We start from the raw sequence: 14076 nt of genomic DNA, 5'->3' as shown, positions 1-14076 counted from the left end.
CGCACATTAAAACAACTTAATAATTCATCTTTTTGTTGCATATTCATGATTTCAATCCTTAAATTTTAGTAATTCAAAAGTACATCCTTGCATTTGAAAAGCATCAGCTAAGCCATTCATATAACGGTTACGAACAAAATAATCATAAAAACTTGATTTTGCTTGGATAATTATTTTTTTATTTTGAGTATCTTCCATGATTACTGCTAGCTTACTAAAGGTCCCTATATCAACATATCTACTATAGCGTTCAATTAGGAATTTTCTAACTTTGTACCACACTGAAGCTGGATCTAATTGTTTGCTTAATGCAAATAAATAAGTTTGATCAGCTTGTTTAGGCTCATTTTCTTTTTGACTTACAGCATTAACCAATGGTGAAATAATTTGTAACTGTTTGACTTGGGCTCCATAAATGCTTTGTACTTGCTGTAGTATTTTATCTTTGCTATGTTCTGCAAGCGTAATATCTTTAAGCAATTTGATTTGATATTGATTATCTAGCACACCCATAAAACAGCAAGAGCTTAGCAACTCATATGCTGTATCGAAATCGACACTACCAACAATCTTACGTTTTAGCTGAGCTTGTTTGCTAGTATTGTTACTGCTTTCTATCTTATCTAGATATTGTTCCTTAGCTTTGTTTAAGTTGCTAGATTTAAATTGAAACATACTACTATTTACTTGAGTAGCTTCTCTTAGCTCACAAACTAAAGCCTTAGCCATATAGGTTAAAACCACCTTTTTATGTCCGAAATGATGTTCTGGATATTGTTCTGCCAACTTCAATAATAGTTTGTTAATGAAGTCTAAGTTGAATTCTCGACGAGACTCAACCTGCAATAAATCAGCATCTTCTTGGCTTAATGGATAAAAATCTGCTAATTTCTTTCTTTTGAACCAGCCTTTATTCTTTACAGATTCTACTGCTGAATCATTATTAGCTGGTGATGCTATTTGCTTACATCTTGCCTTATCAACCTTATCAAGAACTGCTTGCAATGCCTTATTAACCTGTAATGGACCAATGATAAAATGACTTTCAGATGTTTTAACATTTTCACTCTCTTGCTGATTATTAGCTGATCTTGTTGTTTCGAATTTTAACTCTTGTGTAAGATTTTGTTTTGGTGAATATTGTAGTAATTACTGATTTTGCACAGTTTCATTTTGTTCATTTTGCAAAATTATAGATTCACTAGATCTAGATTTATTAGATATATTTTTATTATTATCTATATATATTGTCTCATCCAAACTTTTTTGGGGTTGGCCAAAATTTCTTTGGGTTTCACCCCAAAGTTTTTTGGAGTTGATGTAAAATTTTTTTCATTTTTAGATGGTATTTTGCTAGAAGCAGGCTGGAAATTTCTAGCCAACTTAATACAAGGAGTATTGCGGCATTTAATGCCATATTTTACAATAGTTGCTTTATAAAACTCAATAAATCCTCCATTTTTTAGCTCAAGCATGCACTGTCTAACACGTTCTTGACCAACTCCCAATTGTTCTTCAAAGAAATGATAGGTTTCTTGAAGTTCATCGATACTGTTATTGTAGTAGATTTGCAAGCGGAAGACTATGAGAGAGATAGGAGTTGTCTTGAGGTTTTACTTAAAATTTTACCATTACTAGAGGAGAGGTGATTCCATTCAGGAGGGATAAAATTACCAACAAAATTGTAGAAAATGATTGAATTTTTATCATCAAAATTACGCGTTGCACAATCAGAAGTAAAATGTGATGAGCATATAGTGTGCATAAGACCTCAACTTAAACATCAGGTTTAATCGAGGTAATAGAGCAATTAAGACACTATTTTTAAAAACATGAGGAGCATATAAGCAGCACATGGAGTAGGGAGGTAAAATTTAGTAGATTAAGAAAAGCTTTTAATAAATACCAATTCATTATCGGATGAGTGTTTAGTACTGAATTCATAGTCTAAATATGAGAAATTCTTAAGTAGCTCAGGTGAGTCAATTAGGTTGTTAGCAATAACGTTAACCATATTCCCTCGAGCTTTTTTAGCATTTATTCCAATTGTTGATAATTTTCCGTTCCTGTTTTCTTTAAAATGAACGTTAACTAATTGATATTTAAGTTTATTTGGATTTATTACAGATGAATATTCTTGTGATGCTAGGTTGAGTAAATATTTATTTTCATGCTTAGCAAGAATTTTATTAATATAATTAGTGACTTCATCTTGCCAAAAGCTTGTTAAGTTTATTTCATTTAATTTTGTTGCCATTTCTAATCTATACGGCTTAATAGCATCTAGCGGTTTTAAGGCTCCGTAAAGACCTGATATAATAAGCAAATGTGATTGCAGGAAATTTATTTCATGATTAGTTAATTTTTCTGCATGTATATTATTAAAAACATCTCCTGCATAAGCAAAAATAGCCGCTTTACTCTCTTGATTATCAAAATCCTTAAATCTTTCTTTATTTATATGCGCAAGCTTTGCACTTATATTCATTACTTTCGATAATTGATTCTCAGAATAGTTTTGGAGTGTAGAAAGTAACTGATTAGTTAAATTAGGGAATATACGAGAAGTTAGCCCTGTTTTAGGAGCTAACTTCTCAAAATTAAGAGTTTTAGCAGAAGAAATAATAACAAGCATTCCTATCTAACCGGAGTACTCGGAAGAGATGAGGTAGTGTTAGTGATATTTCTGTTAATATTATCGATTGTTTTCATAATTGCATAACTTGGATCACCGTCAAGTTCTACTACTTCTTTTGATTTCGTAGTTTTTTGACCGGTACAGCCAATTAAAGCTATAGAAGCAAATAAAATTATTAAATATCTTATCATAAACACCCTGTTTTAATTTTACACTTAAGATAGTTGCCTATTATTATAATGTCAAGTGAGAGGAAAATTTTATTACCCTACCCTATAACCTTTAAGTAATAGTCTAAAGATTCTTCATAATATTTTAAATCTAATTCTGCATAATTTAAATTAGGTTCCTTTTCGCTTCTTTCTATTTCGGGTTCAGGTTTAGGCTTATCATAATTTTTTCTAGTTTTTAAATAATATTCTAAAGTTTCTTCATATTCCCATCTAGGTAGAGGGTGATCATCAGATTCTTTTTCTAAATATATCATTATTGATGATATTTTTTCCTTTAAATTCATTACATAATTCTTCAAAAATAGGATAATATTCTTTCTTATTAGATACTAAAGGCATGATTGTTGATTTACTATCACTTAAGCAATTATATAATGCTTCAAAAAAAGAATCATATTTCCCATTACCTATAATATCGTGATATATAAGAGAATCTATATTGAGTGCTTGAATAACCAGCTTCCCATCTATCGATAATATTTTTTTGAAGAGTTCTAAATCTTCAATATGAAGAGCCATGGAAAAAATATTATTATGTAGTACCATGCTTTTTATTATTTTCCACTTTCTCTATAGTACTATACTTAGACCATTCCATAACTTATTTACTCCTTAAATAAATTTTTAGGCATTCGGTAATAAACTGTATTATAGAATTTTTCGACAGAGTTCTTCCCAAACTCTACTTCTAGAGGTAATTTGTATGTCGATCCGGTATTCGCATCCTCACGTACGCTTTTGTACGCTGCGGTGCTACGTTCCGTGTCTCCTTCAAATTCCTCTCTATAAGCGAATTTGGAAAGAACTCTACTTTCAGGGAATTTGCGTTTGCGGATAGAGAAATTACCAAAATTTCTGATTTCGATACGCTTTTGTTCTTTAAGAGATTCGTTTAAATAATCTAAAATGAACTCTACTGAATCTTTAACATCTTCTTTAGAAAGATAATTCAGCTTATCATGTATTTTATCTATTAAATAATTCTTAGTAATCATTATTAAAAAATCGCTTTGATTCCGTTAAAACTATTTTTAAAAAAACTAGGTGTTATACTATCAAAATCTTCAAGTATTATGTCCATTAATTTTGGTTTTGGTTTTAATTGATAATCTTTAACTAGTAGATTAACATTAATTTTCTTAACTTCCTGTAACCATTTTAATGCAGTATCTTCCGAGCCTATAGCATCCACAAGCTTTAACTTTAAAGCCTGACGACCTGAATATACTCGTCCGTCTGCGAGCTTTTTTACTTCTTCTATAGGAAGATTACGCCTCTCTGAAACCAGTTCAAGGAAGAAATTATAAGTATCTTCTATATTTTGCATAATGGCTACCCGCACTGCTTCCGTCAGTTTTTCGGTAGGATTTGGGACGGCTTTTAATTCACCCGATTTGAAATTATTAAATTTAATCCCCAATTTTTGAGCAAGCTCCGTCACCTCGGCTGTTTGTAGTATTACACCGATTGAACCCGTAATAGTTCCGTTATGGCTGACAATATAATCACCTCCAAGAGAGATTAAATAACCGCCGCTTGCAGCCATTGTTCCCATAACTATCACTACCGGTTTTTTTTCAGATATTTTACGCAGAATATTATAAATTTTTTCAGAGCCGACTACCGTACCGCCGGGAGAATTTACGTTAACTATTAAAGCTTTAATATGAGAATCATCGATTATTTTTTTGAGCTTTTTGTCACGCTTTTCGTCTTCAAGAATTATTTCGTCTATTAATACGGAAGCTATATAGTCTTCATTACTATTAATAGGTAAAACCTCTTTTGGAGCAAAATCTTTACCGACTAGTAAGAATACGATAGCAATTAAAATAATAGCTGCTAGCTTCCAAATTAACAAACGAGATTTTATTTGTCTTCTTTCAATTAAATAATCGGATGATATATTCATGATTTCTTATGTTTAAATACTAAAATTATTAGTGCTTTAAATTAATACCGTGGTCAAGCCACGATATAACAGCGGCGGAATTAATCCACGCAACAATGCTTCGCGGGAATGACATTAAGTATTATAAACCGTTCTTAGGACGTTCAGGACTCTTCATCATCTCAAAAAACTCACCGTTAGTTTTATTATTTTCAAGTTTTTTGAGTAAAAATTCTATTGCTTCACTGCTACCCATCGGATCGATAATACGACGAAGAACCCACATTTTATTTAATATTATTTTATCTACTAACAAATCTTCTTTTCTAGTTCCTGATCTAGTTATATCAATAGCCGGATAAATACGCTTATCGGCAATCTTACGATCTAGAACTATCTCGGAATTACCTGTACCTTTAAACTCCTCAAAAATTACCTCATCCATACGAGAACCGGTTTCAATTAAAGCCGTACCGATTATAGTAAGCGAGCCACCGTTTTCGATATTTCTTGCTGCTCCGAAAAATCTTTTCGGTCTTTGTAGTGCATTAGCATCAACACCGCCCGTTAATACTTTCCCTGATGATGGTACTACAGTATTATAAGCACGAGCTAAACGTGTTATCGCATCTACTAAAATCACCACATCTTTTTTATGTTCTACTAAACGCTTTGCTTTTTCAATAACCATTTCTGCAAGCTGCACGTGCCTACTTGCCGGTTCATCGAAAGTAGAGCTAACAACCTCCCCACGCACGGAACGTTGCATATCTGTTACTTCTTCAGGTCTTTCGTCTATTAACAGTACTATTAAAAATACTTCCGGATTATTGGTTGTAATTGCATGTGCTATATTTTGTAATAATACGGTTTTACCTGTACGAGGCGGTGCTACTATTAATGCACGTTGCCCTTTACCCATAGGGGCAACAAGTTCAATAACTCGTGTACTAAAATCCTTACTATCTTTACTATTATTTTCAAGTTCTAATCCTAGTTTTTCATCAGGATATAAGGGAGTTAAATTATCAAAATGAACACGATGATAAGCTTTAGAAGGGTCTTCAAAATTTACTCTATTGACTTTCAGTAAAGCAAAATAACGCTCCCCGGCTTTTGGAGCTCTGATCTGACCTTCTACCGTATCACCGGTACGTAGACCAAAACGACGAATCTGACTAGGAGAGATATAAATATCATCAGGACCTGCTAAATAGTTTACTTCCGGCGAACGTAAAAAACCAAAGCCGTCAGGTAGTACTTCAAGTACCCCCTCTCCCACTATTAAACCTCCCTGCTCTACAGATTTTTTCAAAATTGCAAAAACTAATTCTTGTTTAAGTAATGAATTAATATTTTCAATTTTTAATTCTTCTGCTTGAACTTGTAGTTCCTCCGGTAATTTACGTTTTAATTGTTTTAAATTAATAATATTACCGTTCTCTGCAAAATTATTATGATTGTTATTGGATTCGGTATTGTTAAGTTCTTCTGTGGATTCTTTATTAGTTGTGTTCATTATTTTATTATTAATAGATTATAATTGAAAAGTTGAGTTAGTAATTAAGTTTAAAGGTAAGTAATATACTTATTTAAATTAGGAATCAAATTAGATTTTTAGAAAATTTTATTTATTCTTGTGGTTTGAAGAATTATTTATCTTGTTAGCTTATAAGAGCTGTCTATGTATGTAAAAGCATACTAACAACGTAATAGCACATTGTCAATCCAAATCGTCATTACGAGGAAATTACGAAGTAATCTTGGGAGTTTATTATATTTCATGAGATTACCGCACAGCCTACGGCTGCGTAGCTCATGACGACTCAGGTAACCTCTCTTCGCAATGACGGATAAACCAATCCACGTAACTCTATAAATCCTTTGATTTTAACAATAACACATTTGTATTAAGTAATGGAATGAATACGTTTTTAACTTCGTTTAATAAGACTTCATTGCTTATTTCTTGGTTTAATTCGCTACGTACCGCATCAAATATTTCTCTTAAACTTTTCTCTTCTACCATATATTTGAAAATATATTTAGTACTTCTAAATATCGATATTGAGATATTAACATTATTTAGCACTCCATTATTAATAGTAAAATTAATAACATTATTTACTGCTGAAGGATTAGACTCCAAATGTTCATAAATTTGTTTAGCAAAATTGGCGATATTATGGAAGTACGGTATATTATCAAGATCATCAAACGAGGCTACACTATCTTTTTGATTTGATACGTAAAATGAATGTTTAATAATATTACCGGTAAGTATTTCGGAAATTGCTTCTCTAGTTACTTTATCCATCTTTTTAACTTTTTGCAGAAGTGAAAAATCTTTTATATAATTTTCCGGTCTTAATAAAATTTTCTCTAAAGGATCAAGATAATCAACAAAATTTAAGTCTGCTTTTTCTACGAACTCATATAACTCAGGAACGGAATAGGCTCTATCCTGTTTGTGCAGGAACATATCATAAACTCCAACATCACCGAAATTTTGGTAATCTGAAAATAACTCCCAACCTCTTTTATACCAGTTAGTAGCAGGCAGGTTATCTAGAATTAGCTTTCCGTTCATTACTTCTTCGACACGGCTTTTAGTATCTTTATTTATCATTTTCATTAAATCCTGAATTTGATAAACACCGGTACGTCCGTATTTAGCATATACCATTAAACCCATACCACCGGTCGGCTTTAAAGAAGCTTTTAGATTTTTTAAACCTTCATCAGGATTTGCTAAATGATGAAGCACGCCGGTACAATTTATATAATCGAATTTTCCAAGTTTTAGATTAGGTATATTTAATATTGAATCATTAATCCATTTAATATTTTTAAGACCTCGTACTTCTGCACGTTTTTGTGCTACTTCCATGCTAGGCTTGCTAAAATCTAGATATATTATTTCGGCATTTTTATCTTTTAACTGTTCAGCAAGATAAATAGTTGAATCACCGGTGCCGCCGCCTGCTATTAAGCATCTAAAATTATTATTAAAATTTTCTTTTCCTTTATATAGAAAATGGTTTAATTCTCCTAAGAACTCACCGCAAATTACAAGTAAACGTTCTTTTTCTTGATTTGGGTCTCTGAAAGGATAAGGATAATCTTGATAATGCTCTTGTACTTCTGCTAAATCTTTAGAAATTGTAGTATTTTTTGTTTTCTTTAAATCATTCATAAATTATTATTTTTTAAGTTGTTATTATATATACTTGTCTATCTACTCTTTTAGAAGTATATCTTTTATAATTAATTGAATAATATAATTATCTTGCCAATTATTTGTTTTTAACGTTCCTATTGCGGTAATATTTTTTGCTTTAGGGTTTAATAAAATATCTTCAAATGAAGTTCCTACCGAATTAAAAGCAATAGCAGATAAGGCTTTAGTACCAAAGCCTCGCTTATTTGGAACAAGCATACATTTAATATGCTTACTTCCAACGATATCCGCTTTTAATACAAATAAATCATCGAATTTAAATATAGGCTCATGATTTCCTTGACCGAAAGGCTCTAAAGTGTTTAATTCCTCCATTAAAGGGAAATTCACACTATTAACCGTTAAATCAATATCATATTCCGCATGCTTATAATTTTCTAGTTTATTTATACTAATTCTAAAAGCATTATTAAAAAAATTCTGCAATTCTTGTAATTTTTCAGCAGTTACGGTAAAACCTGCCGCCATAGCATGACCTCCGCCTGCTATTAGCAAATCTTTGCTTTTAGCATTGATAATTTCAGCACCAAAATCAATACCTAAAATAGAACGGCATGAAGCTTTACCAATCCCGTCATTTAAAGCTATAACTGCCACCGGCTTATCAAATTTTTCTTTTAATCTGCCGGCAACGATTCCTATAACGCCTGGATGCCATCCTTCTTTTACGATAAATAATAAACTACTATCTTGTTGTGTCAAAGCAATTTCCATTGCTTCTTCTATCATTAATAACTCAATTACTTTACGCTCATTATTATGTTTTTCAAGTTCTTCAGCTAATTTATTTGCTTCATTAGAACAACTAGTAGATAGGAGATTAGCCCCTAAACTTGACTTTCCTACTCTACCGCCTGCGTTGATACGCGGACCTAGAATAAACCCTAAATGATAACATTTCGGTATTTCATTAAGCCCTGCCATATCATATAATGTTTTAATCCCTATATTTTGCCTTTGTTGCATTACTTTCAATCCGCTTGCGACAAATGCACGATTTAAGCCTGTTAATTTCATCATATCGCAAACAGTACCAAGAGCCACTAAATCTAGATACTTCATTAGATTAGGCTGAAGCATTGTTTGCGTGAAATAATTTTGCTTCTTTAAATTCGATAATATTGCAGTTGCAAATAAGAAAGCAACTCCTACGGCTGCCAAATGTTTATATTCGCTTTTTTCATCAATACGATTTGGATTTACTATAGCTACTGCATCCGGTAATATTTCCGTAGCTATATGATGATCGATTACTATAACATCAAGATTAACGTCTTTTGCGTATTTTAGGGCTTCATGTGCCATAGCACCGCAATCAACCGTAATTAATAATTCTGTGCCGTTATCTTTAATTTTTTGCATAGCAAAAGGAGTTGGACCGTATCCTTCAGCTATACGATCGGGAACATAAATATCACATATTATATTTAAATCTCTAAAAATATTTTTAAGTAAAGCGGCTGAAGTAGCACCGTCCACATCATAATCGGCAAAGATACATATTTTTTGGTTATTTAAAATAGCTTTAACGGTTCTATCTACAGCCTTTTCCATATCAAGTAGATGAAAAGGATCAGGTAATAAATTTTTGATTTTCGGTATCAAAAAATTTTCTACTTCCTTTAGATTATTTACTCTTAATGATACTATCCTAGCAAGTAAATCACTAATTTTGAAACTACGACATAACTCGGTGACTATATCTTCGTTAATCAGTTTCTGCTGCCAGATTTTACCGTTTATAGATGCTTGTGGTTTCATTTGTTTATTAGGCTGTATTTTTGCTGTATATCGTCATTGCGAGTAGGCATTGTTGCGTGGACCGGTAAAAAAGCCACGGGATGGAATGATACAGTGGGTTTTACCGGTCCACGCAACAATGCCTACTCGCAATGACGTGTACACTTTTATATCTCCAAAAGTTTCTTAGCTTCATCATCTGCAATTAAAGCTTCAACAAACTCATCTAATTGTCCGTTTTTAACTACTTCATCTATCTTATAAAGTGTTAAGTTTATTCTATGGTCGGATACTCTTCCCTGTGGGAAATTATAAGTACGTATCCGCTCCGAACGATCTCCCGAACCTACCTGCCCTCTTCTGCTATCGGCTCTTTCTTGTTCCTTTTTACGTCGTTCTTCTTCATAAATTCTAGCACGTAGAATTTTTAACGCCTTTGCTTTATTTTTATGCTGTGACTTCTCATCTTGTAAGGCTACGGTAATACCGGTAGGGATATGGATTATACGTACGGCAGAATCGGTAGTATTAACGTGCTGTCCGCCAGCTCCTGAAGCTCTATAAGTATCGATTTTTAAGTCTTTATCTTCAATTTTAATATCAACCTCTTCAGCCTCAGGAAGTACCGCAACCGTTGCTGCCGAAGTGTGAATACGTCCTTGTGATTCCGTTTCCGGTACTCTCTGCACTCTATGAACGCCTGACTCAAATTTGAGTTTAGAGAATACATTTTTACCTTTGATCGACGCCGATGCTTCTTTATAACCGCCTACTCCCGTATCGGAAATTGCTAATATCTCAAAACGCCATCCTTTTAACTCAGCATATCTTTGATACATATTAAAAAGTACGGCAGCAAAAAGTGCGGCTTCTTCTCCGCCGCTTCCTGCTCTAACTTCAATAATAGCACTTTTACTATCCGCATCATCTTTCGGTAATAAAGCAATTTTTACGGCTCTTTCAAGTTTTGGTAACGAATTTTCAAGAGTGTGGATTTCGTCTTCAATCATTTCTAAAGTAGCATTATCAAGTCCTACTTCTAGCTTAAAATTATTTGCTTCTTCAAGCTCAGATTTAGCCTTATTATATTCTTTAATTTTTGCTACAACATCTTCAAGTTCGGCATATTCTTTAGATGCCTTAACAAACTCATCTCCCATAATGCCGGAAGATAGTTTTTTGCCTAAATTTTCATATTTATCTAAAATTTTTGCTAAATTATCCGAAAAACTCATGTTATTTGTGATTTATTTTTATTATTGTCATACCGCGACTTGATCGCGGGATCCAGCTTAAAATACTAATATTATTAGTATTTTAAATTGTTTTTATGGATCCCGTGGTCAGACAGAGGTGAAATTGATCCACGCAATAATGCCTGCTCGCAATGACGACTTATATCAACATCAAAGCGGGGCTCTCTATAAACTTTTTAAATGCTGCCAAGAACTCAGCACCGACTGCTCCGTCTACTACTCGGTGATCGGCAGAAAGAGTTACGTCCATAATTGTTGCTATAGTTATTTGATCATTCTTGACTATAGCACGTTTTGAGCTACTACCGACGCCCATTATACAACTTTGCGGTGGATTAATTATAGCATTGAAATTCTTAATACCGTACATACCAAGGTTAGAAATGGTAAACCCTCCGCCCTGAAATTCTTTGGGGGTTAATTTATTATCTTTTGCTTTCTTTATTAATTCTTTCATTTCACGAGATAGTTCTATAATATTTTTTTGATTGGCATTTTTAACTATCGGCGTAACAAGCCCATTTTCAATTGCTACTGCTACTGAAATGTCAACATTATTGTAATATCTAATCGCATCTTCTCCCCAGCTAGCATTGGCATTTGGCACTTCTTGTAAAGCTTTGGCTACTGCTAAAATAATAAAATCATTAACCGATATCCTTGTTGATTTATCTTCAGAAAAAGATTTATTAATGTCTTCTCTTATATCTAACAATTTATCGACATTACATTCTATAGATAAATAAAAATGCGGAACTGTTTGTTTAGATTCAAGCAGACGCTTGGCTATAATCTTACGGATGTTATTATTTGGTACTAAACGATATTCTTCAGGATTTCTACTAACTATTTTATTATGAACAGTGCTAGGAGTATATGATAAGATATCTTGTTTAACTATTCTACCGTGCGGACCACTACCTTTCACGCTCTCAAGCCTAATATTCCCTATTTTTGCAAGTCTTTTTGCAAGTGGTGAGGTGAAGATTTTACTAGTATCATGTTTTATAACTGCTACCTGTTCTTCTACATTAGCTATATTCTCGTGGGGTTTTGGAAGATTAGTATCTGTTTCCGGTAACGGTGATACACTATTATTTTTTGCAATAAACGTATCAATGTCCGTTTTTTCTTCACCCTCTTCGCTTAACACGGCAATTAAAGAGTTAACAGGTACATTTTGACTATTTTGTGGGATAACTATTTTGGCAAGTATACCTTCGTCTACTGCTTCTACTTCCATCGTTGCTTTATCGGTTTCAATTTCGGCAATTACTTCCCCGGGATTAACTTTGTCCCCTTCTTTTTTTAACCACCTAGCTAGATTTCCTTCCGTCATAGTTGGAGATAAAGCAGGCATTAAAATTTTAATCGGCATAACTTATTTAGATTTGATTTTTTATTATTGTTATTACACGTCATTGCGAGGAGGTATCGTTGCGTGGATATCACCCCGTCATTGCGAGCAGTCGTAGACTGCGTGGCAATCTCATGAAATAATAACAAACTCCTGAGATTGCTTCGTCAATTGCTATGCAATTTCCTTGCAATGACGATTTGAGTAGCTATTGCACCTTAATATTAGGGCTAACTATCATTATCATCTGCTTACCTTCCATTTTAGCATGCTGATCGATTTTAACGAGTCCTTCGAGTCCTACTTCTATACGTTTAAATAGTTCTTGACCGACCTCTTTATGAAGAATCTCTCGCCCTTTAAACCATAAAGAAATTTTTACTTTATCTCTGTCTTTTAAAAATTCTTTTATTTTTCTTAGCTTAGTTTCAAAATCACCTATACTAATATTAGGTTTAAATTTCATCTCTTTAAGTACGACGATTTTTTGCTTTTTGCGTGCTTCATGCAAACGCTTTTTGCTTTCATACTTAAACTTACCAAAATCTAGAATTTTACAGACAGGGGGTACAGCATTCGGTGATATCTCGACTAAGTCAAGACCGGCTCTTTCCGCCATATCTAATGCTTCTCTAATATTTACGACGCCGTGCATTTCGCCGTTTTCGCCTACTAGACGAACTTCTCTAGCTCTGATTTCTCTATTAGCCTTAGGAAAATTATTTTTAGAAATAAAATTTCTCCGTATTATGTTTATAAATAAATATATATATATTGCATTTAACTTATTTTATTTAAAATTACAAGTAAATAAAATATTTTATCTTTAATTTTATTTAGAAAGCTTTAAAAAAATTGAAACTACAAGGCAAATTCCAAATATTAATAAACAGATTCGTGTTAATTTAGCGACTCTTTCCTGTATTTTCAAGTTTTTTAGGTCTATAGCATGCTTATGAGCTTGTTCTTTTTGTGCCATATGTATTAATTCCTGTAAAGTACCGGGATAAATACTTTCATACTCACTGATTAAATCAATTGGCGGTAATATATGTTCAAAATTTTTACGGTAAAAATTATTATCAGGCTCATTTACACTAAAAGTCTTAGCATAACCTTTATTTAATCTATTATTTCTGTTAAAAAAACATTTAGTCTCTTTCATATTCCTTTTTTATTTTTTGAAATGTATATAATATATTACTTTCAACTATTTTAAAATAATCAATTAATTGCGTTTCTTTTTTTTGCTGTTGTTTGGAGCTTTTCATATTTATTATATTCTTTAGCTCTGCATATACTAGTTTTATAAAACTTTGTTTCATTGATTATACTAAATTTATAAAATCTTTTTTTGGTATTAGCGGTTCGCCCCTAAAATTTATAGCATTATTAAATTTATTGCAACAGGTCATAAAATTTTTATCACATCCGGCAGTAATTTTTACTTCCTCGGCATCTTTAGCATAATCCGGTATAATATCCTCTAATATAATCAAATCACCGAAATTGCTTAGAACTTTAATGCTAAAACGATTTTTGCCGAATATAATTTGACTGCCGTTATAATAGCTGTTTTCTTTATCTAAATCTAGTATTCTTAAACTTTCCTTGAGCATTTCTTTAACCTTATATATGCCGCTATATAAAGCTTTATCTATTTTACATTTACTATCTCTGAAAACTGCTCTACATGTTTTGCTATATCGATTAATTATAG

At 32.5% G+C, this 14076-nt stretch carries 16 protein-coding genes and 2 pseudogenes; all 18 read right to left on the bottom strand.

Annotated elements, in window-relative coordinates:
- Nucleotides 1-51 precede the first annotated feature (51 nt).
- On the bottom strand, nucleotides 52-1005 hold the full coding sequence (locus D6968_RS06630) for a hypothetical protein (protein ID WP_245969080.1): 954 nt from the start codon (nucleotides 1003-1005) through the stop codon (nucleotides 52-54).
- Between the two features lie 233 nt (nucleotides 1006-1238).
- Nucleotides 1239-1574: a hypothetical protein gene (locus tag D6968_RS06625; RefSeq protein ID WP_245969078.1), complete on the bottom strand. Its 336-nt coding sequence runs from the start codon at nucleotides 1572-1574 to the stop codon at nucleotides 1239-1241.
- 308 nt (nucleotides 1575-1882) lie between these two features.
- Nucleotides 1883-2635: a YaaA family protein gene (locus D6968_RS02260; RefSeq protein WP_121543116.1), complete on the bottom strand. Its 753-nt coding sequence runs from the start codon at nucleotides 2633-2635 to the stop codon at nucleotides 1883-1885.
- Nucleotides 2636-2637: 2 nt separating this feature from the next.
- On the bottom strand, nucleotides 2638-2829 hold the full coding sequence (locus D6968_RS02255) for a hypothetical protein (protein WP_032138646.1): 192 nt from the start codon (nucleotides 2827-2829) through the stop codon (nucleotides 2638-2640).
- A 77-nt stretch (nucleotides 2830-2906) separates the two neighbouring features.
- Entirely contained in the window at nucleotides 2907-3125 is a 219-nt protein-coding gene (locus D6968_RS02250) for a hypothetical protein (RefSeq protein ID WP_121543114.1), read from the bottom strand.
- A 70-nt stretch (nucleotides 3126-3195) separates the two neighbouring features.
- Nucleotides 3196-3390: pseudogene (locus D6968_RS06455) on the bottom strand (hypothetical protein); the annotation flags it as partial.
- Between the two features lie 290 nt (nucleotides 3391-3680).
- A pseudogene (locus tag D6968_RS05755) lies at nucleotides 3681-3866 on the bottom strand (HU family DNA-binding protein); the annotation flags it as partial.
- Nucleotides 3867-3868: 2 nt separating this feature from the next.
- Nucleotides 3869-4783 carry a signal peptide peptidase SppA gene (sppA, locus tag D6968_RS02235; protein ID WP_121543112.1) on the bottom strand — a complete coding sequence of 305 codons (915 nt, stop codon included), beginning with the start codon at nucleotides 4781-4783 and terminating at the stop codon, nucleotides 3869-3871.
- 121 nt (nucleotides 4784-4904) lie between these two features.
- Nucleotides 4905-6281: a transcription termination factor Rho gene (rho, locus tag D6968_RS02230; protein WP_121543110.1), complete on the bottom strand. Its 1377-nt coding sequence runs from the start codon at nucleotides 6279-6281 to the stop codon at nucleotides 4905-4907.
- Nucleotides 6282-6635: 354 nt separating this feature from the next.
- Entirely contained in the window at nucleotides 6636-7958 is a 1323-nt protein-coding gene (locus tag D6968_RS02225) for a class I SAM-dependent methyltransferase (protein WP_121543108.1), read from the bottom strand.
- 42 nt (nucleotides 7959-8000) lie between these two features.
- Nucleotides 8001-9764 (bottom strand): single-stranded-DNA-specific exonuclease RecJ, encoded by a 1764-nt coding sequence (recJ, locus tag D6968_RS02220; RefSeq protein ID WP_121543106.1) that lies wholly within the window; start codon nucleotides 9762-9764, stop codon nucleotides 8001-8003.
- A complete protein-coding gene (locus D6968_RS06250; RefSeq protein ID WP_281269436.1) occupies nucleotides 9761-9883 on the bottom strand; it encodes a hypothetical protein in 123 nt (40 codons plus the stop codon). The genes recJ and D6968_RS06250 overlap by 4 nt, the downstream gene beginning before the upstream one ends.
- A gap of 27 nt (nucleotides 9884-9910) precedes the next feature.
- The gene (gene prfA / locus D6968_RS02215) at nucleotides 9911-10978 is read right to left on the bottom strand and encodes a peptide chain release factor 1 (RefSeq protein ID WP_121543104.1); all 1068 of its coding nucleotides are present in this window, start codon (nucleotides 10976-10978) and stop codon (nucleotides 9911-9913) included.
- A gap of 160 nt (nucleotides 10979-11138) precedes the next feature.
- Nucleotides 11139-12377 carry a pyruvate dehydrogenase complex dihydrolipoamide acetyltransferase gene (locus D6968_RS02210; protein WP_121543102.1) on the bottom strand — a complete coding sequence of 413 codons (1239 nt, stop codon included), beginning with the start codon at nucleotides 12375-12377 and terminating at the stop codon, nucleotides 11139-11141.
- A gap of 187 nt (nucleotides 12378-12564) precedes the next feature.
- A complete protein-coding gene (gene infC, locus D6968_RS02200) occupies nucleotides 12565-13053 on the bottom strand; it encodes a translation initiation factor IF-3 (protein ID WP_245969121.1) in 489 nt (162 codons plus the stop codon).
- Nucleotides 13054-13188: 135 nt separating this feature from the next.
- Entirely contained in the window at nucleotides 13189-13521 is a 333-nt protein-coding gene (locus D6968_RS02195; RefSeq protein WP_121543096.1) for a DUF2335 domain-containing protein, read from the bottom strand.
- Nucleotides 13508-13681, bottom strand: coding sequence for a hypothetical protein (locus tag D6968_RS05110; protein ID WP_008580225.1), 174 nt, complete (start codon nucleotides 13679-13681; stop codon nucleotides 13508-13510). Before D6968_RS05110 ends, D6968_RS02195 begins: the two co-directional genes overlap by 14 nt.
- Before the next feature lie 3 nt (nucleotides 13682-13684).
- Nucleotides 13685-14017 (bottom strand): phage BR0599 family protein, encoded by a 333-nt coding sequence (locus D6968_RS02190; protein ID WP_245969104.1) that lies wholly within the window; start codon nucleotides 14015-14017, stop codon nucleotides 13685-13687.
- Nucleotides 14018-14076 lie beyond the last annotated feature (59 nt).

It is taken from the genome of Candidatus Rickettsia colombianensi (assembly GCF_003664375.1).
GTDB classification, from domain to species: Bacteria; Pseudomonadota; Alphaproteobacteria; order Rickettsiales; family Rickettsiaceae; genus Rickettsia; species Rickettsia tamurae.
This window is presented reverse-complemented; position numbering and strand designations above follow the sequence as displayed.

Bases quoted from the DNA above. Each gene is read 5' to 3' on its own strand.
- D6968_RS02260 (WP_121543116.1), bottom strand. From the start codon at position 2,635: ATGCTTGTTATTATTTCTTCTGCTAAAACTCTTAATTTTGAGAAGTTA.
- D6968_RS02250 (WP_121543114.1), bottom strand. From the start codon at position 3,125: ATGATATATTTAGAAAAAGAATCTGATGATCACCCTCTACCTAGATGG.
- D6968_RS02225 (WP_121543108.1), bottom strand. From the start codon at position 7,958: ATGAATGATTTAAAGAAAACAAAAAATACTACAATTTCTAAAGATTTA.
- sppA (WP_121543112.1), bottom strand. From the start codon at position 4,783: ATGAATATATCATCCGATTATTTAATTGAAAGAAGACAAATAAAATCT.
- D6968_RS02195 (WP_121543096.1), bottom strand. From the start codon at position 13,521: ATGAAAGAGACTAAATGTTTTTTTAACAGAAATAATAGATTAAATAAA.
- recJ (WP_121543106.1), bottom strand. From the start codon at position 9,764: ATGAAACCACAAGCATCTATAAACGGTAAAATCTGGCAGCAGAAACTG.
- prfA (WP_121543104.1), bottom strand. From the start codon at position 10,978: ATGAGTTTTTCGGATAATTTAGCAAAAATTTTAGATAAATATGAAAAT.
- D6968_RS05110 (WP_008580225.1), bottom strand. From the start codon at position 13,681: ATGAAACAAAGTTTTATAAAACTAGTATATGCAGAGCTAAAGAATATA.
- D6968_RS02210 (WP_121543102.1), bottom strand. From the start codon at position 12,377: ATGCCGATTAAAATTTTAATGCCTGCTTTATCTCCAACTATGACGGAA.
- rho (WP_121543110.1), bottom strand. From the start codon at position 6,281: ATGAACACAACTAATAAAGAATCCACAGAAGAACTTAACAATACCGAA.
- D6968_RS02255 (WP_032138646.1), bottom strand. From the start codon at position 2,829: ATGATAAGATATTTAATAATTTTATTTGCTTCTATAGCTTTAATTGGC.